Origin of the sequence: Citrobacter sp. Cu233 (assembly GCF_030332225.1) — a bacterium.
In the GTDB taxonomy this organism is placed as follows: domain Bacteria; phylum Pseudomonadota; class Gammaproteobacteria; order Enterobacterales; family Enterobacteriaceae; genus Citrobacter.
On record NZ_JAOWIF010000037.1, the window covers coordinates 110,537 to 135,558 of the forward strand.

The window sequence follows — 25,022 nt, forward strand, 5'->3', positions numbered from 1 at the left end:
TTATTTGCCCGTTGCCGGATGATCTCTGCGCCAAAGCGCCCATTCATCAATAACTTCGCCACCGGGGAGTTTGCAATCTGACCTTACGCCTTGCGGTGTCTGCACCGCAATCAGCACGCCGCCCTTTTGCTCACAATACACGGATGCCGGGTTCGCCATGCCAACTTTCGGTGGTACGGGTGCTTCAGGTGATGTGGAACACCCCGCCAGCACCAAAATGCCGGGCACAACAATAGAGGCCAGTTTCATATTAACTCCTGTTATAAACGTTACACTGGGAGAGTACCCCGACTCTCCACCTATCTCCATGTTTTACTGATGTGTTTCAAACCCATGTATACATTTTGCCCCGGATAGCGTGTTTCATCTTTCCCTCCGATGTTCTATTATGCGGGCAATAAAGGACTTATCAGCATTCTGGAGTATTTACCTCTCATGTCAGACATGATCCTCGCCCGAGTCTCACAATCATTAGCCATGGAGCAGTCTGTTGAGAGTCTGGTCCGGCAACTTCTGGAGATGCTGGAGGTAGTGACTGAGATGGAATCGACCTATCTTACTAAGGTCGATTTAGATGCGCGTCTGCAGCATATTCTGTATGCGCGTAATAGTAAGCAGATGCAGATCCCCGAAGGGCTGTCGGTGCCATGGGATGAGACACTCTGCAAGCGCGCAATAGATGCGAACTGTCTGTATAGCGATAACGTTCCCGCGCGTTGGCCAGAATGTACCGCCGCACGTGCACTGGAGATCACAACCTTTCTGAGTACTCCAGTTCATCTGCCCGATGGCACATTCTATGGCACCCTCTGCGCAACCAGTCGTCAGCAACAACCGCTAAGCGAACGAGGTGAGCAGGTACTGCATCTGTTCGCGGGGCTGATTGCGCAGTCTATCCAGAAAGAATCTCTGGTTGCTCAGTTACGTGAAGCGAATGCTGCGCTGATAGCCCACTCCTACACTGACGTTCTGACCGGGCTACCTAACCGTCGGGCAATATTTGAAAATATCGAAACCCTCTTCTCGCTGGCACGCCACCTCAGACGCAAAATTATTGTCGCCTATATTGATTTAGATGATTTCAAACTGATCAACGATCGTTTTGGGCACGAAGTTGGTGACCAGTTTTTGATCCAAATTGGCCAGCGTTTACGCCGTGGATGCAGTGAGAATGATATTCTTGGTCGTCTGGGCGGTGATGAATTTTTAGTCGCCTGCCTGTCAGTGGAAAACGAAATGTCGCCGTGTGTTCGTTTGCGAAGTGTGCAAAACCACTTACAGCAGCTAATTTGTGGTGACTATGACCTGGGTGAAATCTGTCTGTATTATCCGGGAGCCAGTCTGGGCGTTGTGGAAATAGACCCGCTGGAGACAGACGTCAACTGTGCGCTTCATCTTGCAGACAGTGCGATGTATCAGGATAAGAAACGTCAGGATAAAACCGCTTTTGTCGTACATTAAGCCCTGTTATGCTTAATCGTCTTTAAATTATTCTGGCAGATAAGCGTATGCGACTCGGTATTATTTTCCCCGTTATTATTTTCATTTCCGCTGTCGTTTTCCTGTCCTGGTTCTTTATTGGCGGCTACGCCTCACCAGGAGCATAACGATGAAAAAAACAACGCTTATTATGATTGGCGTGGCCATTGTTGTCGTGCTGGGAACGGAACTGGGCTGGTGGTAACCCAAAATAAAGGCCACAAAAATGTGGCCTTTATTGTCTGTTTCGTTACTTAGCTTTTGATTTTTCTGTAGATAAACAACACTACAATTGCGCCAATAATTGCCACGACAAAGCTGCCGAAGTTGAAACCATCAACTTTACCAAATCCAAAGAATGTACTGATCCACCCGCCCACGACGGCACCAACAACCCCTAAGATAATGGTCATAAAGAAACCGCCGCCATCTTTCCCTGGCATGATCCATTTTGCCAGGATCCCCGCGATAAGACCAAAAATCACCCATGAAATAATACCCATTATTTTCCTCGCTTATGTTTTTACGTGAACGATTTACTCGTTGTATAAAAGCATAGCATAGCGCCGAAAAATTAAAATTTGTGATCATGGTCACTTTGATTTTTCATCTTTATCTGATGTTTCATGAGGTTAAACCACGCAAAAACGGTGATATTTACTGACGTTTGTCGTCATTAGTGTCGAATCGTCAGTCATTATTCTGCTATTTTTGCTTTCGCTCCCTGTTATTGCTGAATTTTCAATTCTGGCACAGTTTATGCTTTACACAGCCCGTCGCTACGACAAATCGTAGTCCGCGAAAACGCTCGCGAGGCTCCGTCTACAATTCGCGCTATTTCAGCATTTAACAGGTCTGTTATTGATGAAAAAAATCACCAGTGTTTGCCCGTACTGTGGGGCCGGGTGCAAGCTTAAGCTTGTTGTTGAAAATAACAAAATCATCCGCGCTGAAGCCGCTGAGGGTGTAACGAACCAAAACCAGCTATGTCTGAAAGGCTACTATGGCTGGGACTTTCTGAACGACACTCGCCTTTTGACTCCCCGTCTGACCCGACCAATGATCCGTTATGAAAAAGGTGGGAAATTCACGCCCGTCAGTTGGGATGAAGCCATCCGCTATACCGCAAAACGCTTATCCGATATCAAAAATACCTATGGTCCTCGCGCCATCATGACTACGGGTTCGTCTCGTGGAACCGGGAATGAGACCAACTACGTGATGCAAAAATTTGCACGTGGCGTACTCCACACCAACAATGTCGATTGCTGCGCCCGCGTATGCCACGGTCCATCCGTCGCGGGGCTGCAGGAAACGCTGGGCAATGGTGCGATGAGTAACTCAATTAGCGACATTGAAAACTCAAAATGCCTGCTCATCTTTGGCTATAATTGCGCCGACTCCCACCCGATTGTGGCTCGTAGGGTGATCAAAGCCCGCCAGAACGGGGCTAAAATCATTGTCTGCGATCCCCGCCGCATTGAAACAGCCCGAATAGCAGACCAGCATCTGCAGTTGAAAAACGGTTGTAACATGGCGCTGGTCAACGCGTTTGGCCATGTGCTTATCGAAGAGAAGCTGTATGATCACGAGTATGTGCAAAAACATGCCGAAGGCCTCGAAACCTACTGGGAAACCGTCAAGGATTACGCGCCCGAAGCCGTTGAACATTTAACGGGTGTGCCTGCACAGCAGGTTCGTCAGGCAATGCGTACGTTCGCTTCCGCCCCCTCGGCGACCGTGATGTGGGGAATGGGCGTGACCCAGTTTGGTCAGGCGGTTGACGTGGTTCGTGGTCTGTCGAGTCTGGCATTGCTGACCGGAAACCTGGGGCGTCCAAATGTCGGCGTTGGCCCGGTGCGCGGGCAAAATAACGTGCAGGGCGCGTGTGATATGGGCGTACTGCCGAACCAGTTCCCGGGCTATCAGGACGTTACCGATTTCGCCGTGAGAGAGAAGTTTGCCAACGCATGGGGTATTGACGTAAATCTGATGGATGACAAGGTCGGTACCCGGATCACCGAAGTCCCCCATCTGGCAATCGAAGGTAAAGTCAAAGCCTACTACATCATGGGTGAAGATCCGCTGCAAACCGAGGCCGATCTGGGCCTGGTCCGTGAAGGCTTTAACGCGCTCGATTTTATCGTGGTACAAGACATCTTCATGACCAAGACGGCAGAAATGGCTGACGTTCTCCTGCCCGCAACATCGTGGGGCGAACACGGCGGCGTCTTTACCTGCGCCGACCGCGGATTCCAGCGGTTTGAACAGGCGATTGAACCGACGGGGGATGTCAAACGCGACTGGGAAATCATCAGTCTGCTTGCCACCGCAATGGGCTATCCGATGCAGTATCAAAATAACCAGCAAATCTGGGATGAGATGCGCGAGCTATGCCCGCTCTTCTACGGTGTGACTTACGAAAAGATGGGTGACATGGGCCACGTTCAGTGGCCATGTCCGGAGCTTGATCACCCAGGCACGCCATATCTGTATGCACACAGCCAGTTTGATACCGCCAATGGCAAAGGTAAATTGTTTGCCGCACAGTGGCGTGCTCCTGCAGAAGTGCCTGATGAAAAGTACCCAATGGTATTATGCACTGTGCGCGAAGTCGGCCACTATTCGTGCCGCTCGATGACCGGCAACTGCGCAGCATTGCAGGCCCTGGCCGATGAGCCGGGCTATGTTCAAATCAGCACGCGTGATGCGGAAAACCTTGGTATCCGTCATCGTGATCTGGTTTGGGTGAGCTCGCGTCGTGGCAAGGTTATCAGTCGGGCTGATGTCTCTGAACGCATCAATCCCGGAACCGTGTACATGACCTATCAATGGTGGATTGGCGCGTGTAATGAGTTGACTCAGGATAATCTGGACCCCATCTCGAAAACCCCGGAAACCAAATATTGCGCCGTCAATGTTGAGCACATCACCGATCAAGGTTGGGCGGAGAACTATGCCGCGAGATCTTACAGCGAGATGAAATCACGTCTGTGTGAAGCCATCGCGTAAGCAACTTACACATTTGCCTGAGTCGCCCTTCCTGGCTCAGGCAAATGCCATTGCGTTACTTCGCCAACTGCGGATCGTTAAAATGAATAGCCATATATTCCGCCTGCTTATCCCTTGCCATAAAGTTAAAACTCATCAGAAATAGCCCAACCATAAACGGCAATTCGTACAGCTCTTCAATCAGATCGCCATACTGCGCGTTGTGAAGAAATATGGGAGCCAGCAGACGATGGTGCTCGACCGTGTCGGAGATCAAAAACGCGCAGCTGGTGATCGCAAACAACCAGAGCGGTAGCGATTCATTGCGCAAGCGATTGACGATCTCCCGGCGCAGGTTCACTGATATCACTACCGGCAAGATAATCATGGCGATTAATACCACTGAGATAGCCCTGAATAACAACCTGGGGTGGTCGGGAAAATAATCGCGCCCCCAACTGGTGCTTCGTCCCAGCAAAACCAACCACCACAGCGCAGCCCACAGCCAAAATTGCTTCTCGCCATCAGGACGCGAAAAAGGCCGGATATAGCAGAAAGTAAACACGGCACCAAATAACAACCAAAGCGCCTGACCATTTTCAATCCATCTGACGACGCTGCCATTTAGCAAGGGGAGATTCAGGTTGGCAGTAAACGGAATCAACACAGTGACCAGCCCCAGCAGGAGTGTCGGGCATGTTAACCGGGTATCAAGTTTCATAAGCACGATGTTCTGTTGAATGAAAGACGGCCGATCATAACCCCTGTGAAATTTACGCCATTAGCAATCAATGCGATTTTCTTAAGGTTTTCTTAAGAAAACTTTTACCAAAAATGAACTGGAAAAATATGCATAATGAATAAAAAAACCGCATCGCGCCGTCAAAGCGCAATGCGGTTTTAATTCCAAAATGAATGCAATCAAGCAATAGCAGAGATGAAAACCCTACCAGCCGCAGACTTCGTGCTCATTCTCGGTATCGTATGAACGAACCGTATTGACCAGGTCTTTAACAACTTCAGCGGCCACATCCGGAATCAACAATGTCATCGGCGCTTCAGTTTCATAATCGACAGACACGCCATTGCTGTTATTGGTGACTGTAACGGTGTAGGTTGCTTTACCCATGATTTACTCCTTGCCGGTACGCACAACTTTTCGTTGATTTGCGCTCTCCATCAACACTTCGGGCGCCACGAAAAAGTCGATATTAAAGTAGGTGTCGTCGGTCATCACTTCGATGTTATGCCATTTTTCCGGTGGAAAAACGCCGAACTGACCGGCTTCGATAATCATCACCTCTTCAGGCTCCGGGCTGTGTTCATCTGCAAATCCGAGATATTTGACCGCCCCCTGCATCACAGAAAGTCGAGGATAAACCCCGGCACGGGTACCCTTATCAAGGTGGCGTTCGAAAATTCCGGCGGGTGCAGTTTCTTTGTTCCAGAACGGAGTTGAGCGTGTATGAATATGGTTCTGTGGAATTTGAAGCATTTTTCTTCCCTTTTCCAGTCGACAACCAGCGAGTCTTATTGAATCGCTGCTGTGAACAGGGTACGCCTCAAAATATATATTTAAAATACCATTTATTGGTTATAACAATCACATTTTTCAACGAAAGGAACAGTTTAATACTGAAAGCCCGCCGTCAACAGCGGGCCAATAGCGTTACGACTGAAGCGTCGCCAGACGTGCGGCAAAACCGACAAAGATCAAGCCAATGAGGGAATTCCCAACTTTAGCCAGTTTTTTCTTCGTGCGAATATACTGTGTCACAAACGCACCGGAGAAAATAAGGAAGCTCAGATAAAAAAAGCTCACTATTTCAAGCGTCATAGCCAAAATAAAGAACGACAACCCTGAGTGAGTCGCGTTGACATCAATAAACTGTACGAAAAACGATACATAAAACAAAATAGCTTTCGGATTCGTCAGACTCAAAATTAATGCACGTTTGAAAATCGCACCAAACGGAACTTCTTCTGGCGCAGCGTCGCTGGCTTTCGATTTCAGTGTGGCATACAGGATCTTCGCACCGAGATACAGCAGATAAAATGCGCCGAGATAACGAACGATATTGAACAATACGGGCGTTGTTTTGATAAGCGCAGCTACGCCGGCATAAGCCAGAAACATCAATACGGCATCACCGATAAACACACCGCTTGCTGCCAGATAACCGCCCTTCACTCCACGACCGACGCTGTTCTTCAGCACAAATATCGTATTCGGCCCCGGTACCAACACGATAAAAATAGCCCCCACCAGATACGTCCAGTAATTCAGAACTCCATACTCTGCGAACACGTTAACCTCTTCCTGAAAAAACACATGCACTTGCTGCGAGACAATATGCTAACGAATGCGCCAGGGGATGGAAAGAGAAGCTTTAGAATATAGCATTCTGTTTCAGTCCGGTTGCAACATCATTATTCGTTCCAGATTTGCAACGATGAAACCCACTTTTACGCCTACCCAATGCCCCGTTTAGCCACTAATGTTTATCAGTAGATTCAGCCCGCAAGGCACCCTCTCATCGCATGGAGAAAGAAAAATGACTATTGCTTATAAACGTCTTGATAAAGATCAGGCTGCCGTCCTACTGGTCGATCACCAAACGGGTTTACTTTCACTGGTCCGTGACATCGATCCAGACAAGTTCAAAAACAACGTACTGGCATTAGGCGATCTGGCGAAATATTTCAAACTCCCGACTATTCTGACCACCAGCTTTGAAACGGGTCCTAACGGTCCATTAGTTCCTGAACTGAAAGAACTGTTCCCCGATGCCCCTTACATCGCTCGTCCTGGCCAGATTAATGCCTGGGATAACGAAGATTTTGTTAACGCGATCAAAGCAACAGGTAAAAAGCAGCTAATTATCGCCGGGGTAGTAACCGAAGTCTGCGTCGCATTCCCTGCGCTTTCTGCCATTGAAGCCGGTTTCGACGTGTTTGTGGTCACCGATGCATCCGGTACGTTTAATCCGCTGACCCGTGATTCCGCGTGGAATCGTATGTCATCTGCTGGCGTACAATTAATGACATGGTTCGGTCTGGCCTGTGAATTACACCGTGACTGGCGCAACGATATTGAAGGGCTGGGAACATTGTTCTCCAACCATATTCCTGACTATCGCAACCTGATGACCAGCTACAACACGCTGACCTCCGGAAAATAATGTTCCTGTCAGTGTAATACACAGAAACCCGCCAACATCGGCGGGTTTCATTGAACAGTTTCAGTCGGGATTAGTGGTGCAGCATGTCATCCACCACCTCTTCTCCCTTGAGCTGATAAGGGTAATAGGTTGGCCAGTTATCCATCTCTTCAAGCAGGGCCGCCTGCGAGGTATTCCCCATAAAGATATGGAAGTGGCTCGACTTACGTGGCGCAATAATGTGATCGCTGAATTGCACGTATTTCGGCGCGTCGCTGCCAGCGTCTTTACACTCGAACAGATAACGCACACCTTTCTTGCCTGACGGATAGTTCAAAATTTTATATCCGGCATAATCATACTTACACGATGCCACCTTTTTACCGGTATGAAACTCCATTACGCCGTTTTCAATACCAATCGTGTCAACATCGGTCGCATAACCCATACGGTAATAGGCTTTAACCTGTTCTGCCGTTTTGCTCTTATCTTTCTCCGCTTTCTTTTTGAATACCGGATCCAGTTCGCCACTCACCAGATACGGATAGACAGACTGCCACATGCCATCCCAGTCGGCTAGCGTACGGTTCTGCACATTTTTGTCATCAAAAACGCCTTCTGCCGCCTTTTGTTCTATTTCGCTCATTGGTGCACCATGGGAATGGTGACCATGCGCCAGTACCTGACTACTAACAAAAAGCATCCCCAGAGCGACTGCCAATTTTTCCAAATGCATAGCCAAAATTTCACCCTCACATCATTTTTGATGTGAAATGTTATAATATAACATTACGATTTAATCAATAGCGTTTTACGCCACTCAATCATGCTGGCGCGCAATTTTCCAACGGCTGTCAAAATGGGCCTGGTACTGGGCCACAACGTCAGGCTCTCCACGGATCACCAACACGTTTTCAGAATTCGCAAATTCGGCGGATTTGGCAAAATTAAACGAGCCGGTCTCCAGCGTGTCACCATCAATAATCATGGTCTTGTCGTGTTGTATGTGATAATGGTCATCCAGCTCGATATCGATACCGTTGGCCGTCGCAAACGCGATCGCTTTCTGGCTGACTTTCCCCTGATTTCGTTTTTTATCGATCACTGCCCGGACAACAACGCCTCTTTTTTCTGCATCTACCAGCGCCTGAACAATATCCGCAGACTGAAAGGAATACGCCATCACGTCGATGGTGTGTCGCGCATGACGAATGGTGTCGAGAACCAAGCCCCGCGCCGAACCTTCCGGTGAAAAACCTACCTGAACAGAGGCATTTGCCATCGGCACCGCGGCCCACAACAGGGTCACGGCCATAGCCATTGATTTTATCTTCATGTTAGTGACCAGTGAGTGGTTTAATCTGAGGAGCGACCCGGACAGAGTAGCGTTCGCGTGCAAATCTGATCAAGCAATGCCTGTTGATGGCTGATAATTAACATACCTAACGGACGGCGCTGACACTCTTCAAGCAGCAGCGCCCAGATATCCCGTTGGATAGAGGGATCGAGCTGCGCAGTTATTTCATCGGCAATCAGAAAACGCGTACGCGGGTCGAGCGCCCGCACTATGGCAATTCGTGCCAACTCACCGCCCGAAAGTTGTCCGGGACGACGCGTTAGCCACTCCGGCTTAATATGCAGTCGGGTAAGCGTTTCTGCATCTGGCCGCCAGGCATCATGAACCGCATCACCGGTACTCCGTCTGGGGTTAAAGGTTAATTCCGGATGCTGCGGCACGAGCTGCACCGGGCAATATTGATGGCGCGGCAACGGTTGGTCATCAACCAGAACGTCGCCGGATGTCGGCTTTTGCCACCCCGCGAGCACACGTCCCAGCGTTGTTTTTCCGGTTCCACTGGGTGCGCAAATCCCAATACGTTCCCCAGGCGAAAGCGAGAACGAGAGATTTTGCCACAGTATTTTGCCTCCCTGACGAATGAACACATCACGACAGCACAGCATACCGCTCTCCAAAAAGTTGATTTCTTTCGGGCAGCGCTCGCCATTGCCGTTGCAGATGTTCACTAATCTCACCGCGCACCAGCTGTTCCCGACTGACATTATCCGACACCGTTCCATGATGCAGCGCGACAATGCGATCTGCGTGACGTGCGGCCAGAGTGAGATCATGTGTCACCCATAAAACGCCTGCTCCCTGCTCGCACAGGCCGCGTAGCTGTTCCAGCAGTTGATTTGCCAGAGGTGCATCAAGCCAGGCGGTAATCTCATCAGCAAGAATATAACGAGCCTGGCTGAGCGCGGCGTGACACGCCAGAATGCGTTTGGCCATCCCTCCCGAAAGCTGACGCGGGAAAGCCTCTAGCACGGTGGTTTCCAGATGATTACGTTCGAGCAAGCGTTCAATTTGCCCTGCGTTCCACTCCTGACCGGAAAGCTGGCTGGCTCTTCGTAAATGCTTTTCAATAGACAGCAGCGGATTCAGCGCCTGCACACCTTGCGGAACGTAACTAAACGTATTGCCACGGCATGCCCTGATGTCATTGTTATCCAGCATTTTTCCATCAAGGGTGATATTGCCATGAAAGCGCAAATTTTCCGGCAATAGATCAAGTAAGCATTGCAGCAGCAGGCTCTTACCCTCACCGCTGCCCCCCACTAACGCCACCATCTGGCCCGGCGCAACATCAAAGGAGACATCCTGCAGCAACGAGGACCATTTTTTTGCGCCGTACCAGCGATAACGCGCCACTTCCAGCGAAATCTGCCGCAAACTCAACATGTATCACCTCTCAACCATAAACGATGTACCGCCCGGGCAAGTTGATCAAATAGCATCACAAGGAGAAATAGCATCAGCCCTGGAAACAGCACCAGCCACCAGTCACCATGACTGATAAACCGCAGCGCATCTGCCAGCAACAGTCCCAGCGAAGGTTCGTGTGGTGCCAGCCCGAAGCCAAGAAAACTTAACGCTGCACTGTGCAATACCGCGTGAGGGAACATCAGCAACGTTCCCGTTAGCCACTGGGGCAATAGCGCGGGTAAATAGTGATGTCGCCAGCAGTAAAAGTGGCCATGCCCCAATCGCCAGGTGAGTGTCAGGTAATCACTGTGGGCCACGCGTTCCGCTTCAGCACGTAAAATCAATGCCAGCCGCGGCCAGTGTGTGAGCGCAACCGCCATAATCACCCCGCTTTTCCCGCCGCCCAACGTAAAACAGATCAAAATCAGCAGCAGAAGGTGCGGCATGGACAACATCGCATCGGTGATCAGACGCATAACGACATCCAGGCGTGGATGCAAACGGGAAATCGCCGCCATCAGTAACGCAATGAACCCGCTGCACAGGGCCGCGCCAGTACCGATTTGCAGGCTGGTAAGCGCCCCCTGAAAGCAACGAACCCACAAGTCGCGCCCCAGATTGTCGGTACCAAACCAGTACAGCGCATCAGGCGGAAGATGACGGGCAAGAAGATTCACGTTCAGCGGATTATCCAGCATGGCCGCGCCATATACTGCAATAAATAACAGACCACTCACGGACAGCAGAAGACGAACAAGCGTCGGCGTCGGGTTATAGAGCATCGGGTCGCTCCAGCGCACGATTCAGAACATGGACAAACCAGGCAGAGAGAGAATTACCAATAAACACCAGCACGGTACTGAACAAGACAATCCCCATCAGTAACGGCAGGTCACCGCGTAACCCGGCATCGATGGTAGCCTGCCCCAGCCCCGGATAGGCAAAAACCTTTTCAGCCAGCAATGCCCCCCCCAACAGTTCGCCCAACGAAGCAAACTGTAGACATAGCGCTGGGGTGATGGCGTGTCGCAGAACCTGGTGTCGCAACAGCGACCACCCCTTGTCCCCCTGCGAACGCGCAAAGCGGACAAATTCGCTTTTCATCACGCTGGCGATACTTTCCCGCGTGTGCAACGTAATTTGCCCCAACCCCAGCAGGCTAAGTGCGCAAACAGGGAGCACCAGATGGCGCAGACGTTCAGGCAGCGTTGCCATATCGCTGTTATTTCCCGGCTCCCACGCACAACAGACCGGGAACAGCGGCCAGCGCACCGCAAATACCGCCAACAGCAGCATGCCAATCCAGAAGGTCGGTAAGGAAGAAAGCAGATAGCTAAGTCGGCAGATGGCTTTATCCGGCCAACGGTTCAGGTAGCGGCCGGCAACAAACCCCATTGTCGTTCCCAATAAACCGGAAACCAACCACGCACCGCTCAGCAGCGCAAACGAAGTCGCAAACCGCTCCTTAATCACGCTGGCAACAGGGGCATTAAACAACATCGAGTAACCAAGATCGCCCTGTAGCACGCGTGAGAACCAGTGGAAAAAACGCTCCCACAACGGTTGATCCAGGCCCCAACGAGCAGCAATACGTGCATATTGCTCCGGCGGAACATGCAGCAAATCGTTGCCAATATAGGCACGGATTGGATCGACCGGAGAAAAGCTGAGCAAGATGAAAGTACCAGCCGCAACCAGCACTAACAACACTATCAGCCGTAATACATGGCCTAAAACAGACTTCATCAACGGCAGGTCCAGGTCCATTCATCAAGATTGTTGAGCAATGACCAGCTACCATGTATTTCCGGTGCACCTTTGCCCAGATTAATGCACGGATTCGCCAGATAGGTGTGCTGAATATTCAGCAGCCATGCCCATGCGGCATCCCCCTGTACGCCTGCGCCTTGTTTACCATCCCACTCAACCTGTTGCCAGAAAGGCAACGCTTTTTGCCAGTCTGGTGCATCAATGGCCTGCTTGAGATGTTGCTCGACCACCGGATTACTGTAGTAGCCCGGGTTGTAATACTCCACCCCCGCAGCCTGCCCGCTGTAGTGATGGAAAAGCTCCATCGGATCCAGGCTTCCCCAACCGAACAGCGTAGGATTAGCATGCATATGACGTTCAACGGTTTCCCAGCTTCCTGATTGTAGTGACACCGCAATGCCCACCGGTTCCAGCATGGCCCGCACAGCTTCGGCTAAATCCCGACGCGTACTGTCGCCGCTGGCATACCACAACGTCAGACGCGCCTCTTTACCGTCTTTCACCCGTACACCGTCTTTGCCCACCTTCCAGCCGGCCTGATCCAGAATCGTCCGGGCTTTTTCAGCATCACCATCTTTGAATGCCACCGAAGTCCCCTGCCAAGGCAACCCCTGAACCGCGCTATACGCGGGGATTGCATGGCCTTCCATAACCTGCCCGGCAAGCTGCTTACGGTCAATCGCGTAATTGATCGCACGCCTGATAGCAATATCGGCTGTAATATCATTCCCAACCGGATAACCATTAGCATCTTTCTTCCCAGCCGGAACCATTGGGAAAACAATACCGCGGTTTTCTACACTGTCGCGAACCCACAGTTTTAAATTCTGTTGTGCTGGTGCTACCGCCATCGACGGCGCAATGCGTACCAGTCCCAGTTGACCACTACGCGCTGCAGCGTATGCGTTATCCTCATCGAGGAAAACAAACACTAGCCGGTTGAAATCATTCTTCTTACCGGCATACCACGGGTTCGCTTCCACGATCAGTTGCTGCCCCGGCTGAAAGCTCACCAGGCGGTAAGGACCTGCGCCAATCGGATTTTTGGCAAATGTTTTTTCGTCATACTGTTTTGCCGGAACAATACCTAACGAACCGAGCACGTTAACAAAAGTGCTCTGCGGATGACTAAGCGTAATTTCTGCCGTACGGTTGTCTATCACGCGGGCATGAGTGAAATTCCCCATGTCAATTTTTCCACCACTTTTTGCGGCTTTGTTATAGGTGAAGACCACATCTTCAGCCGTTAGCGGTGAACCATCAGAGAATTTGAGATCGGGCTTAAGCGTCAGCATCCAGGTTTTGCCGTCGGCACTGGTCACCACTTTCTCCGTCAGCAGGTTTCCCCAGCTCATATCCGCATTTTGCTTTAACAAAGGTGCATGCAACAGCAGATAGCTGCCATGACTCCAGCCCAACATCGGGTCAAATCCCTCCGTCGGCTCGGGGCCAATTGCCAGTTTTAACGTCTGGCCTTCGTCTGCATTTTGTGCAGCGAAGAGTGGTGAGGTTAATGCGAGAGTCAGTGCGCACGTCAGCAGTGCCAGCTTACCTTTAATCATTCTCTTATCCAGATTTACGTTATTTTTATCTCGTTTAACGAACAAGTTACGTTAGACGGTCTCCTGGGGAAGGGATTATGGCGGACAGTAATGCCGAAAAAAATGATACAGCGCAGAAAAGTATGACGATTTTTAAAAAACATCATACGGCTTTCTAATACCCGGCGCTTTCACCTTTCACTTCGCTGACGTGGCTAAGCAAAATCACCGTATTTATTCGGCTTTATATTAAACAAAAAGCAATAGTTGCAGGGAAAACTACTCACCCACTTCGGTTCTTGCCCACCTCAAATTCATGACAATTTATGTATATTTATTAAAGAAAGGCACAGTAAGTGACAAGTTATGTAAATATATAATGATAATTATTTGTATTAGCATTTTCATCAATTATCTTATTGCCTTTGAATTTTTAACAAAGGAAGTTTGACTATGCGTTTAAAACCTGTTGCCTCTGTCGTTCTGTCCTGCATAGGGTTTACCAGCCCCGTTGTCTTCGCTGAAGACGTGATGGTAGTAACCGCTTCGGGTTACGAAAAAAAGATCACCAACGCGGCTGCCAGCGTTTCCGTTATTTCGCAGCAAGAGTTACAAACCAATAAATATAACGACTTAGGTGAGGCTCTACGTTCAGTGGAAGGTGTGGATGTCGAAAGCAGCACGGGTAAAACCGGCGGTCTGGAAATTAGCATCCGTGGTATGCCAGCCAGCTATACCCTGCTCTTGATTGACGGTATCCGTCAAAATGGAAGCAGCGACGTGACACCAAACGGCTTCTCGGCCATGAACACCAGCTTTATGCCTCCACTGGCAGCGATCGACCATATTGAAGTGATCCGCGGTCCGATGTCGACGCTATACGGATCCGATGCCATTGGCGGCGTCGTCAATATCATCACCAAAAAGAGCACCGATAAATGGAGCACGTCCATTAATACTGGCGTTAACCTGCAAGAAAGTAATAAATGGGGTAACAGCACGGTCGCCAACTTCTGGTCTAGCGGCCCATTGATCGCCGGTGTACTGGATATGCAGATTCGCGGCAGCACCACGCAGCGTCAAGGCTCCAGTGTCACTTCTCTGAGTGATTCCTCTTCCACCCGCGTGCCGTATCCTACGGAATCCGAGAATTACAATATCGGTACTCGTCTGGACTGGAAAACCAGCGACAGCAATACGTTATGGTTGGATCTCGATTCCGCCAGACAACGCTACGATAACGATGATGGGCAGCTTGGCAATCTGACCGGCGGATATGATAAGACCCTGCGTTATGAGCGTAACAAAGTGACGCTCGGCCACGATACCGCATTAACATTTGGTACCTGGAAGTCCTCTGTAGGCTGGAATGAAACCGAGAACAAAGGCCGCCAGTTGGTCTCCTCGGCACTGACACCAGAGAACGCGAGCCGGGCTGGCGACGCGCGTGAACTGAAGAACACCAACGTTATTCTGGATTCCATGCTGCTGACGCCGTTAGGTGACTCGCACCTGTTGACCCTCGGAGGGGAATACTGGGATGCCCGCATGAAGGACGGTGTCGTGCTGGCCAATACCGGCGAGACATTCCACCAGAAAACATGGTCAGCCTATGCTGAAGATGAATGGCATATCCTCGATTCTCTGGCCTTAACCGTGGGGACACGCTATGAACATAACGACGTCTTTGGCGGGCACCTCAGCCCACGTGCCTATATGGTCTGGGACGTATCCGACGAGTGGACCCTCAAAGGCGGTGTCACAACGGGCTATAAAGCGCCATCGCTCAGCCAGCTTCATAATGGCATCAGCGGTGTAACGGCACAGGGAACCGTCAATACCGTCGGAAACCCGAACCTTAAACCTGAAGAAAGTACCAGTTACGAAACCGGGCTTTACTATGAGAATGACGCTGGGCTGAACGCCAACGTGACGGGTTTCTATACTGAATACAAAAATAAAATCGTTTCGTATTCTATCGATGATAATACCAACAGCTACACCAACAGCGGTAAAGCAAGAACCGATGGTATCGAGTTTGCCAGTACATTCCCGCTGTGGTCGGACTCGCTGAGTTTATCTCTCAACTACACCTATACCCAGAGCAAGCAAAAAGATGGCGAGAATAAAGGCGCGCCACTGAGTTATACCCCGAAACACATGGCGAACGCCCGTCTGAACTGGCAGGCAACGGAAGATATGAACGCCTGGCTGAGCGCTCGCTACCGCGGTAAGGCTCCACGCTATACGGAGAATTACGACAACCTCAGCGCCGTCCAAAAAGCGGTGTATGACGACAAAGGTGCAAACTTAAAAGCCTGGACCGTTCTGGACATGGGGATGTCTTATAAGCTGACCAAAGAACTGACGCTGAATACCGCGGTGAACAACGTACTGGATAAAGACTTTAGTGACGTCACACTGTATCAGGTTGGCCGCAATAGTACTTATGCGGGCGACTACTATCAGACTGCACAATCCACGACCGGATACGTCAACCCGGGCCGTAACTACTGGGTCTCCTTAAACTACCAGTTCTAGTTTTGCTTACCTCTGTTGGCCAGGCTATAACTGATAGCCTGGCCGCTATCAGCGTGTATTCATTGCGCATACGTAAGGAGAGACAATGCCCTTTTCAACCACTGAGCGTCAGGCACTCCTGTCATTAAATGGCGTTGGCCCCAAAGTCATCGAGCGGCTTGAGCAACTTGGTTTCCACTCGCTTGCCGATCTCAAAAACGCTACTGTAGACGAGATAACCCACCAGGCGGCATCTCTGGTAGGCTCAACGTGCTGGAAAAACAGTCCGCAGGCGAAAGCGGCAATTGCCAGCGTCTTAGCGCTTGCCAGCGCTAAGACGTTAAGCTGATATAGCGCATCACCAGGGCACGAGGAACGTGCGCGATTTAACCGTTTCTGATTTTCCCATTGATACCCGGCTGCGGTTTACCAAACAGATACCCTTGCGCAAAATCGCAGCCCAGAGCCTGAAGGCTCGCCAGCTGTTCCTCCGTTTCAACACCTTCTGCAACAGCTTTCATATTCAGCGATTTCGCCATACCAGTAATAAGCCTGATGATATTAAGGGCGTCTTCCTGCGTGGATATCGAATGCACAAAGGACTTGTCTATTTTGATTTTATCGAAGGCAAGCCGACTCAGCCGCGAAAGAGAAGAGTATCCGGTACCAAAATCATCAATGGAGATTCTTACACCCAGGGCTCTGAGCTTGTTAAGTGTATTCATCGGCGTATTGCTCTCCGTAAAGAGAGAGGATTCCGTCACTTCTAATTCGAGACGTTCAGCCGGAAGTCCCGTTTCTTTCAGAATGGACAGCACGATTCCGGCGAAAGCCTTGCTGCTTAGCTGGACAGGTGAAACATTGACTGAAATTTTAACCGGTACCGCCCAGGAAGCCGCTTCCCTGCATGCAGTTTCAAGCACAGATTTTCCCATCTCGTTAATCATTCCTGTTTTTTCAGCGACAGGAATAAAACTATCCGGCGGCAGAAGTCCCTTTAGAGGATGTATCCAACGAATAAGCGCTTCATAGCTGTAAATTTCCCGGCTGAAAGAATCAACAATAGGCTGATAATAAACCACGAACTCTTTATTCACTATGGCCATTGCCATATCATGCTCAAGGGTTCTACTTTCTTGCAGTTTTTCTAACATCCGCTGCCGGAAGACTTTTATTTTACCCGAGCCTTCATTTTTCGCCTCATAAAGCGCCAGATCGGCAAATTTATAAAGATAGTCGGAACGGCGTTCAGTTTCTGAGATAACAATGCCAACACAAGTGGTTATATTTATAATTGCGTTATAAATAGTGTAGGGCTGGTTGATAAAATCACATATTTTTTGAGCCCGAGAAACGGCACGACTCTCTGTCAGACCGCTCGAAAGAAACGCAAATTCATCCCCACCTAAACGATATAGCGTATCTGAAGCCTGGCTCATAGAAATCAAACGATGGGATATCTGACGTAATAACATATCACCGGCATCATGCCCATACGTGTCATTTACCTCTTTGAATCGATCTAAATCAAACAACATCACCGTCACCGAGTCATTGTTTTTTTCGGCCATCTGAATGGTTTTATTTAAATCCCCCCAGAACAACTGGCGGTTATTCATCTCGGTGAGAGAGTCATGATAGACGTCATACTCCAGTTTTGCATTCTGGATCTGTAGTTTTTCTTTAGATTCCTGAAGCTCCTCAGCAAGGCACTTAACCTGGAGATGTGCTCTCAAAATGTTTCTGTTCTGAAAAAAAATCAGAACCCCCAGTATCGCACTCAATATTATAAGCAATACTGAAGTCGCCGAATAAATATAGTACAGAGTTTGAATGTTAGTGTTTGTATTATTAACTGAGCTAACATCTTTATCTAACGCACCGGATGAAAGACGGGCTAACGGTGCATCAAGCGTATGCATTTCTTTCAAATACGCCTTGAGTTCTGAACGGTTCATTTTCTCAAGATGAACATCCAGATAATTAAGCATCTTTTCAAGCTGTATAGCCAGTTCATAATGCGCTTGATTGCTTTCTATATAGTGTCCTAAATCGCCTTCTTTTATTAAATCGCTCTGGCTGAGCATAATGTCGAGACGCAGACGCACAACATCGAGCGCCATCGTATCATCGCTAATGTACAGACCAAGCCACGATTCAAATCGGTAATATTCTGATACCATTTGAACAGCAGACCATGAGTCGGTGTAGTGAGTCAGTTTCTGTAGTTCTTGTTGTCTTTCATGCACAAGGGAAGATATATATCCGGTAGATATAAAAAGGAAGAATATAATGCCAGCCAGTATTCTGTTCATGATGCTCCTCTGAACCCCTACTCAATATTCATTGAGCTGACCTGCCATGCTGACCTTGAATAAAAAATCTGATTATTCAGTTCAGGAATGCTGTCATAGGGATACACGATGAATAGCGGGCCTTTATCACGGATGCGCATATATTCTCCGTTGATTTTTAGAGCAAGAATAACATTGTATTTCTTGAAATCACTGAGTGGGATAACGGTGGTGTAGTCATTGAGCGCAGTGACCTTAACAACAGAACCTTTCGCCCCAACATAATCCATCAGCTTTTGCAGTGGGATACCCGTAAAGGTAGTGCGTCCATTATACCAGGGTGAGGTAGTCTGGAAACTTACCGTGCCCAGTTTCTCGAGACTGGCGATATCAAAAACGGCTTTCCCCCCTTCATTGGTATTTTCTATATTACCGGACAGTGTTAAAAGGACTTTACCGACAGGCTTGGGAAGTTCACCAGCCCAGACCTGAGTAGTGACGACGAAGCTTAACAACATTACAATTAACCGCATTCTAACCTCACCAATCTATCGAATGTAAGAGAATTATAATTTAGTTGTTATGCTATTTACACATGCTACCCAGCGATTATTGAAACAGTAAGCTCACTCACATTTTAACCCATTAAAATCAAATAGTTAAGTCGAAATTACTTTCTGATATTGTTTGAAAAGGTCGTTGCTGTTATTTGAGACACAGCAAATCTCGCCACCACCGTACAAAAAATAAGCTACCTGTTTAGTCAGCAAAAATAAACACACATAAATATAAAGGTCTATTTTTTTATGCAACAACAGGATATTGTTTTCCAACCGAGGGCTTCAGGTGTAAGTACCCCGGTTTACCGGACCATTCACGTTTAGAGATCTTCCGGCATACTGACTATATCCCTGGAGAAGGACGCCATGCCGTGGCTCGAGCCATTTGCTACGGACAACGTGGTGAGATGAGAAAACACTATTATGAAGGACAGGAAGATCAACCAGGTGCTCTGTGAATAGTGACCAATGGGATTGTGCTGTGGAACACACTTTACATCTAGGAGGCGTTATCACATCTTCGCAAATCGGGGGAAACGCCTGCAGAGAAGCATTTGGCAAGATTATCGCCGTTAATATATGGCCATATAAATATGCTTGGGCATTACACCTTTTCGTTATCGGAAGGTATTCTGAAGAGCGAGCTAAGACCTCTAAGTTTCAATATAAACAATAAACTAAGCTCTTAGCGTGACTTTTACAACATTGGCCCCCGAAGTCCTAAACCAGCGTTTAATTATTATAAATTTACTATGCGCTGTCGGAGTGATCAAAACAAGCCAAAGCCGCAATTGCGGCGTATTTCAGCGTGAGCTGCATGAAGGTGCAGTTAAGGCTTTCAAAGAAAAATAGTTTAGTTAAGAAGATTATTGATCATGAAAATACAGTCCCACCCCATAGAATCTTTCCAGGCCTGGTCTGACTCTGCGCGTTCCCAACTCCATTGATACCATTCAGTCTTCGCGCTATCAACGATACACTTCCTCTTAACGAGGTCGACAACTCGTGCATCTTTTCCACGAGCCAGAAATACGTAAAACGGATTTTCAGGCTGGCGACCAACAAGGATCTCAGCTGCAGCATCGATTCTTGGATCTGTAATTCCAAGTTTTTTGGCAATATAGATTTCGATAGCTACTAGATGGACACGGTAGCCCAGCTTGTTAATCATCGCCTTCCAGGGCAACATGCCAACAGGATCCCCAAATTTAGCAATATAATCTCTGGCATCTGCCGGTATCTGAGAGTTTACACCAAATCGGTCAGCAAATATGTTTAACCATCGCCATTCTTCATCGATTAGGTTGCATTTGCCTCCAGGATCCATCGTGCAGCCATTATACATGCGTACAAGATTTGTTGCTTTACTGGGATATGGAAGCCATTTTTTGCTTATTCTATTCAGATAAGATGTAAAAGATTGAATATCTCCAGTTTTAGCCCAAAATGCGGCAATACCTTTGAACTGATCGCCACTAAACTGATCATCGGTATCTGAATTTGCTCGAGCGGGGGAACGCCAGAACTCGCCATTTAATCCTTGACTCCGCCGGACAAGTTCACAACCCTCCGGCTCGCCTGAGAGACAAAGTAGTCCACCAAATATGGTCATATCTCCATCATCGTATTGTCCTCCATGGATTTTGGCCGGAAATGCATATCCGTTCGGGTCATTAGGCAATGGCATACGTGGAGATATTTTTCGTAATTCTTCTCGTAGTTCTGCGAGGCCAGAAATGTCAGCGGGTGTAGTAGCCGGTGGCACGGAAGCTCGCACTGCATTTCGATGGTCACCCAAGCTTCTTTGAGGCCAACTTACTTTCAAACATATCCCAGGTGGGAACGGTGCTTCGCAATCTGTTCCGCCGATCCATGCCTGTTCAAGTAGGGTTTTAAGGGCCGGATCATCAACGACCCAATCGTTAAAGTCTTCCTCATTAATCACAGCCCCCACTAAACCAACAGCCTGAGATGCCAAGGTTGAGCGTATTGTGCCGGCCATAAGAGCATCAAGCCCAAAGGCGTGGCTAAAAAATCCCGAAGCATCACAAGAGCTGTCGGCTCCTTGAATCCATATGCCAACCTTTGTGCCGGCGGTGACCGGGGAAGCAGGAAATGAAAATCCAACCTTAACTGTGCAATCGACATTTTCAGCGATACTCTTCAAACTAACTTTAAGACTCAGATCAAATCGTTCTTTAAATTTCTCACTCGTATTACTTTGATGTACAGATACATGTGCATCTGAAACTTTCCATGAATATATGAGCCACACACCATCTTTTTGGGCATTAAGCTCTGATTCTAGTATTCCGAATGGTAAAGCAATTGTCAGTTCCGGAAAATTGTCAACGAAGGAGAACGGAAATACACCATTGAATTTTCCTGAATAGTCAAATGGTTCAGCGGAAGGTGGGTCTTTTTGAACGATTTTTGGTTCAAAACGAGGAATTGTTACTTTGCAGCGAACGGCTGCTTTCCGGTCAAGACCAAACTGGCTTTCAGCCTTGGCCACTATGCAAAACTGTCGTGGAAATGAAGGATTTTTCCGGCCCGGAAAATAAAGATAATTGTTGAATAGGATATAGCAAGCTCGTTCAATGCCCTCTTCATTACTTTTATCTACCTGAATTTGGCTATCAACCAAGCCGCGCCCATCCAATGGGCCCTTTGGGAAACATACAGTTTGGCTACACCGCGCTATACCTGCTGCTGAATAGTCAGAACATTCGACCGTTTCAGTTTGGGATGGCGCTACAGGTCCTGGCCAGACAGGGCCCGCATTTGCGATTGAGGTATTAACCAAAATCACGAGCATGGGTATAAAATACCACAATGAACGAATTACAATAAAATGCATCCGTCTCACCCAATTTATATGGTTACTACAGCAAACTTTAGTTGGTATCTTTAAGAATACAAATCAACTAATGGGTGAGTAAGTCAGGTGTAATTGACTTATTCCTACTACGAAATTACAGCACGGGTGATAATAACGTCTGGCTTTGACCTAACCTACAACCACAACCAAACCTTGTGTATTTTCCAGCACTCATACACCCAGGTAAGGTTACGAATATGATTTCTTGTGGGCTTCAAGACCCTTTTATGGCACTGAGCTGCAGTGATTTATATGCGCCAACGGTGCATGTAGGTGCCAGCTGTATCTGAAAGGGGCTGCAATGTGTTCAGCCCAAAAATACTGACCGTTAATCTTGAGAACCCAGTAATTAGTGCGGAGAATCACCTGGCAAGCATCACTGTTTCGAGGTGAAGGTTTAGTTAACATGTCCGCTCCTGGCATGCAACGGTCAGGCTACGTAGTAATTGGGTCTGTTTTGAGCGAGGAGCCGACGATAAACGCAGTTGACGTTGCAAGAAAAGGTATTCTTAATGTGTACTTGCAGACTGCAATCTATGTTTATATGAAAATCCGAATGAGAGTTTAAATTTTATTTAAGAGAGAATATATGCGTACTCGTCCAGCCTCTCGATTGATAGTCCTTTCACCTGAAAATCATGTTCTGCTCTTTAGGTTCTGCCATAAAGATGATGCTCTAAAAGGAAAAACATACTGGGCAACGCCAGGGGGAGGACTTGAGCACAACGAGTCTTTTGAGCAGGCGGCGTTACGTGAATTATTTGAAGAAACGGGCGTGACAAGAAGAACGACGGGACCACAAATAGCCTTGAGAACCTTCCCTATGATGCTGCCAAGTGGTGAGAACGTTCTTGCTGAAGAACGTTTCTTTATTATTACTGCAGATAAATCAGATATTGACCGCTCAGGTTGGAGTGACAACGAAAAAAAAGTCATTCGCGATCACTACTGGTGGAGCTTAGAAGAGCTTAGACAGACCAATGAAATCATCTTCCCACTCGATTTGATAATTAACATACTTGAAGACGTCCCCTGCACTTAACTATCTGAAATGATCGGGATGTCCGCTTCTGGCACGGAGCGGACCTAAACATTTTAGAGAGTAAAACAACAGCAGTATCTATCAGATACTTCACAAAAAATGAATTTTAAATCATGTATGTTTTACATAGTTACCAGTAAGCTACTTATTTTCATCAATAATTCATAAATTAACTATCATTTAAGACAGAATCTTTCCGGTATAAATAAACGCGGACGGCAGCCTTTCGACTTCCGCCCGCAGCGCAGGGTTTAATCCCTGCGGTGTTCAGGACACGGCTCAGAAATTAAAACGGAACCCGACACTGCCCGTGACCGGAGACTCGGTCTGCTTACCATTTTCATAACGGGCTTCAGCCCAGACGCCAGCATTTGGGGTCAGCTGCGCACTGACGCCCAGTCCGTATTTCCCGGTCGTCCCGGAGATGTCATTCCTGAAGTCGTAGGTGTCATTAATACGGACTTTGTTGTTGTCCGAAAATTCATGACTCACCGCCGCCGACAGGTACGGCTTGACTTCTTTTCCTGCAACGTCAAGGGTCATCCCCAGCTTCACGCCAGCTTCAGTCTGCAGGGATTTGGTCGCACCGATACTGGCTTTCATGCCGTTATTCAGGCTGATATCTTTCGCATCGGCCCGGAACGCCGTTGTCCGCACGTATGGCTGCGCCCATGCATTCTCATTCAGACTGAAGGTCCTGCCCGCTTCGAGACTGCCGCCGAAACCGTTCTGGCTGTAATCCCCTTTCACCGCCGAGCCGTCGCTCATCCAGGTACGCAGCTCATTACTGAAGCGGTTGAATTTGATAACCCCGTCCACGTAGTAGCCGTCATTATCAAACCAGGTCGCGTACAGACCACCACCGGTGCTGTCGACCGTGCTCTTTCCGCCACGCGCATGCTTAATGCTGTTGTCGCTGTAAGAGAAGAAAGTGCCTGCAGCTAGACGGCTCTCACCCAGGTCAAAGACCTTGTCGGCGCCGGTTTCGAAACCGTTCTGCGTCAGGGTATAGCCTGAGCTGGCCCCACCGCTGATGCGCTTGTCTGACCCGGTATAACGGCCCCATACGCCCCCTGGTGCACGGGTATTCTGCATCACATCACCGTGACGGAAACGCAGGTTATCCAGCTCGCTGTTGAAAACGTATGCCGGCGCTGTCGCCATGCCCAGTACCGCGTCGGCTGATTTTGTTGTGCGGCGCACCGGAGACGACGATGTACCTGCATCTGGTTTACCTGCATCCGGGTCAGCCGGCGGAGTAACCGGAGGTGGGGTGTCAGCCTGCAGATACCAGTCGGTATTTTCCTTACTCAGGGTGTATTCCCAGGTACCGGCATCGACTTTCCCGCCTTTCAGGGTAAACGCGGCATCACCGCCGCCGGTCTGCACCACCTGAAGCGGCGCACCAGCAGATACTGGCTCCAGGCCGGTGTTTTTGATATCCAGCACAAAGTTACCGCTGGCATTACCCGTTACCTTCAGCATATCCCCGGTATGTGCTGCGATATCCGTGTTCATCCGGAACGTCCCGCTACCCGACAGGCTCCCGAGCGCCAGCGACACCGCCTGGAAGGCTGGCGTCAGACGCGTGGTTGTTGGCGGACGGAAATCAACGCTCCCGTTATCCAGCGTTAATGCGCCGACAGTGGAGTCACCATCGAGATGCCAGACAGACGCACCTTTAACCGTCATATCACCTGCGCCGGTGTTGTCTCCCTCAACGCTCCCCGTCAGGATGCTCCCGTTATCCAGCGTCAGGGTGGTGCCTGACTGGGTCGTCACATTAGCTTTCGCCTGAAGGGCATCCATCGTCATGGCACCGCCACTCTGAAGGATAATCCCGCCGTCCTGAGACAACAGACCGCTGAAGCGGGTGCTCCCGCCTTCCTGTGTCAGGATACCGCTACCTGTCAGGCTGCCTGTGAAGGTCGCAGCACTGTTGTTGAGGTAATACAGGTTCCCTTCATTTGTGACTACGTCACCGACGAGCGTCCCTTTATCAGTCAGGGTGGTGGTGCC

The 25,022-nt window shown here is 48.9% G+C and carries 24 protein-coding genes and 2 pseudogenes; 9 read left to right on the top strand and 17 right to left on the bottom strand.

Annotated elements, in window-relative coordinates; all coding sequences use genetic code 11:
* Positions 1–249 (bottom strand): putative hemolysin, encoded by a 249-nt coding sequence (locus OGX95_RS16220; protein WP_286630169.1) that lies wholly within the window; start codon positions 247–249, stop codon positions 1–3.
* Between the two features lie 186 nt (positions 250–435).
* Here OGX95_RS16220 and OGX95_RS16225 point away from each other — a divergent pair, with 186 nt between their 5' ends.
* The 3 genes from OGX95_RS16225 to yoaJ are packed head-to-tail and all read left to right on the top strand — an operon-like array spanning position 436 to position 1,684.
* Complete coding sequence (locus OGX95_RS16225; protein WP_286630170.1) at positions 436–1,461, top strand: sensor domain-containing diguanylate cyclase; 1,026 nt, start codon at positions 436–438, stop codon at positions 1,459–1,461.
* A 47-nt stretch (positions 1,462–1,508) separates the two neighbouring features.
* Positions 1,509–1,607: a YoaK family small membrane protein gene (locus OGX95_RS16230; protein ID WP_086523648.1), complete on the top strand. Its 99-nt coding sequence runs from the start codon at positions 1,509–1,511 to the stop codon at positions 1,605–1,607.
* Positions 1,608–1,609: 2 nt separating this feature from the next.
* Positions 1,610–1,684: a protein YoaJ gene (gene yoaJ, locus OGX95_RS16235; RefSeq protein WP_286630190.1), complete on the top strand. Its 75-nt coding sequence runs from the start codon at positions 1,610–1,612 to the stop codon at positions 1,682–1,684.
* Positions 1,685–1,733: 49 nt separating this feature from the next.
* Here the strand turns inward: yoaJ and OGX95_RS16240 are convergent, their stop codons facing one another.
* Positions 1,734–1,982 (bottom strand): GlsB/YeaQ/YmgE family stress response membrane protein, encoded by a 249-nt coding sequence (locus tag OGX95_RS16240; protein ID WP_137382921.1) that lies wholly within the window; start codon positions 1,980–1,982, stop codon positions 1,734–1,736.
* Positions 1,983–2,343: 361 nt separating this feature from the next.
* Here OGX95_RS16240 and fdhF point away from each other — a divergent pair, with 361 nt between their 5' ends.
* Positions 2,344–4,491: a formate dehydrogenase subunit alpha gene (fdhF, locus tag OGX95_RS16245; RefSeq protein WP_286630171.1), complete on the top strand. Its 2,148-nt coding sequence runs from the start codon at positions 2,344–2,346 to the stop codon at positions 4,489–4,491.
* Positions 4,492–4,546: 55 nt separating this feature from the next.
* Here the strand turns inward: fdhF and OGX95_RS16250 are convergent, their stop codons facing one another.
* The 4 genes from OGX95_RS16250 to leuE all read right to left on the bottom strand — a co-directional run bounded on the left by OGX95_RS16250 (position 4,547) and on the right by leuE (position 6,778).
* On the bottom strand, positions 4,547–5,191 hold the full coding sequence (locus OGX95_RS16250; RefSeq protein ID WP_286630172.1) for a hypothetical protein: 645 nt from the start codon (positions 5,189–5,191) through the stop codon (positions 4,547–4,549).
* Positions 5,192–5,416: 225 nt separating this feature from the next.
* On the bottom strand, positions 5,417–5,599 hold the full coding sequence (locus tag OGX95_RS16255; protein ID WP_003030733.1) for a DUF1869 domain-containing protein: 183 nt from the start codon (positions 5,597–5,599) through the stop codon (positions 5,417–5,419).
* Between the two features lie 3 nt (positions 5,600–5,602).
* Positions 5,603–5,965, bottom strand: a complete 363-nt coding sequence (gene yeaR / locus OGX95_RS16260; RefSeq protein ID WP_045441926.1) for a DUF1971 domain-containing protein YeaR — start codon at positions 5,963–5,965, stop codon at positions 5,603–5,605.
* A 174-nt stretch (positions 5,966–6,139) separates the two neighbouring features.
* Positions 6,140–6,778 carry a leucine efflux protein LeuE gene (gene leuE, locus OGX95_RS16265; RefSeq protein WP_048212597.1) on the bottom strand — a complete coding sequence of 213 codons (639 nt, stop codon included), beginning with the start codon at positions 6,776–6,778 and terminating at the stop codon, positions 6,140–6,142.
* Positions 6,779–7,025: 247 nt separating this feature from the next.
* Between leuE and ycaC the strand changes: the two genes are divergently transcribed.
* Positions 7,026–7,652, top strand: coding sequence for an isochorismate family cysteine hydrolase YcaC (gene ycaC / locus OGX95_RS16270; RefSeq protein ID WP_005120379.1), 627 nt, complete (start codon positions 7,026–7,028; stop codon positions 7,650–7,652).
* 70 nt (positions 7,653–7,722) lie between these two features.
* Here ycaC and zinT read toward each other — a convergent pair whose 3' ends face one another.
* The 7 genes from zinT to OGX95_RS16305 form a co-directional block, all read right to left on the bottom strand.
* A complete protein-coding gene (gene zinT, locus OGX95_RS16275; RefSeq protein ID WP_286630191.1) occupies positions 7,723–8,367 on the bottom strand; it encodes a metal-binding protein ZinT in 645 nt (214 codons plus the stop codon).
* 84 nt (positions 8,368–8,451) lie between these two features.
* A complete protein-coding gene (locus OGX95_RS16280; RefSeq protein ID WP_286630173.1) occupies positions 8,452–8,967 on the bottom strand; it encodes a phospholipase D family nuclease in 516 nt (171 codons plus the stop codon).
* A 20-nt stretch (positions 8,968–8,987) separates the two neighbouring features.
* Complete coding sequence (locus OGX95_RS16285) at positions 8,988–9,593, bottom strand: ATP-binding cassette domain-containing protein (protein WP_286630174.1); 606 nt, start codon at positions 9,591–9,593, stop codon at positions 8,988–8,990.
* Positions 9,577–10,371, bottom strand: a complete 795-nt coding sequence (locus OGX95_RS16290) for an ATP-binding cassette domain-containing protein (protein ID WP_286630175.1) — start codon at positions 10,369–10,371, stop codon at positions 9,577–9,579. Before OGX95_RS16290 ends, OGX95_RS16285 begins: the two co-directional genes overlap by 17 nt.
* Complete coding sequence (locus OGX95_RS16295) at positions 10,365–11,177, bottom strand: ABC transporter permease (RefSeq protein ID WP_286630176.1); 813 nt, start codon at positions 11,175–11,177, stop codon at positions 10,365–10,367. Before OGX95_RS16295 ends, OGX95_RS16290 begins: the two co-directional genes overlap by 7 nt.
* The gene (locus tag OGX95_RS16300; RefSeq protein WP_286630177.1) at positions 11,167–12,141 is read right to left on the bottom strand and encodes an ABC transporter permease; all 975 of its coding nucleotides are present in this window, start codon (positions 12,139–12,141) and stop codon (positions 11,167–11,169) included. The genes OGX95_RS16295 and OGX95_RS16300 overlap by 11 nt, the downstream gene beginning before the upstream one ends.
* Positions 12,141–13,727, bottom strand: a complete 1,587-nt coding sequence (locus OGX95_RS16305) for an ABC transporter substrate-binding protein (protein ID WP_286630178.1) — start codon at positions 13,725–13,727, stop codon at positions 12,141–12,143. The genes OGX95_RS16300 and OGX95_RS16305 overlap by 1 nt, the downstream gene beginning before the upstream one ends.
* 432 nt (positions 13,728–14,159) lie before the next feature.
* Here OGX95_RS16305 and OGX95_RS16310 point away from each other — a divergent pair, with 432 nt between their 5' ends.
* Positions 14,160–16,247 (top strand): TonB-dependent receptor, encoded by a 2,088-nt coding sequence (locus tag OGX95_RS16310; protein ID WP_286630179.1) that lies wholly within the window; start codon positions 14,160–14,162, stop codon positions 16,245–16,247.
* Between the two features lie 85 nt (positions 16,248–16,332).
* A complete protein-coding gene (locus tag OGX95_RS16315) occupies positions 16,333–16,575 on the top strand; it encodes a helix-hairpin-helix domain-containing protein (protein WP_286630180.1) in 243 nt (80 codons plus the stop codon).
* Between the two features lie 37 nt (positions 16,576–16,612).
* Here the strand turns inward: OGX95_RS16315 and OGX95_RS16320 are convergent, their stop codons facing one another.
* Positions 16,613–18,541: a putative bifunctional diguanylate cyclase/phosphodiesterase gene (locus OGX95_RS16320; RefSeq protein ID WP_286630181.1), complete on the bottom strand. Its 1,929-nt coding sequence runs from the start codon at positions 18,539–18,541 to the stop codon at positions 16,613–16,615.
* Positions 18,542–18,558: 17 nt separating this feature from the next.
* Positions 18,559–19,053: a putative pterin-binding protein gene (locus OGX95_RS16325; protein WP_286630182.1), complete on the bottom strand. Its 495-nt coding sequence runs from the start codon at positions 19,051–19,053 to the stop codon at positions 18,559–18,561.
* Positions 19,054–19,433: 380 nt separating this feature from the next.
* Here OGX95_RS16325 and OGX95_RS16330 point away from each other — a divergent pair.
* Positions 19,434–19,769 (top strand): annotated as a pseudogene (locus OGX95_RS16330) (Tn3 family transposase); the annotation flags it as partial.
* Between the two features lie 164 nt (positions 19,770–19,933).
* Here the strand turns inward: OGX95_RS16330 and OGX95_RS16335 are convergent.
* Positions 19,934–21,940, bottom strand: coding sequence for a hypothetical protein (locus OGX95_RS16335; RefSeq protein WP_286630183.1), 2,007 nt, complete (start codon positions 21,938–21,940; stop codon positions 19,934–19,936).
* A gap of 610 nt (positions 21,941–22,550) precedes the next feature.
* On the opposite strand from OGX95_RS16335, the gene OGX95_RS16340 reads away from it, so the two are divergent.
* Positions 22,551–23,003: an NUDIX hydrolase gene (locus OGX95_RS16340; RefSeq protein ID WP_286630184.1), complete on the top strand. Its 453-nt coding sequence runs from the start codon at positions 22,551–22,553 to the stop codon at positions 23,001–23,003.
* A gap of 279 nt (positions 23,004–23,282) precedes the next feature.
* Here OGX95_RS16340 and tibA read toward each other — a convergent pair.
* A pseudogene (gene tibA, locus OGX95_RS16345) lies at positions 23,283–25,022 on the bottom strand (autotransporter adhesin/invasin glycoprotein TibA); the annotation flags it as partial.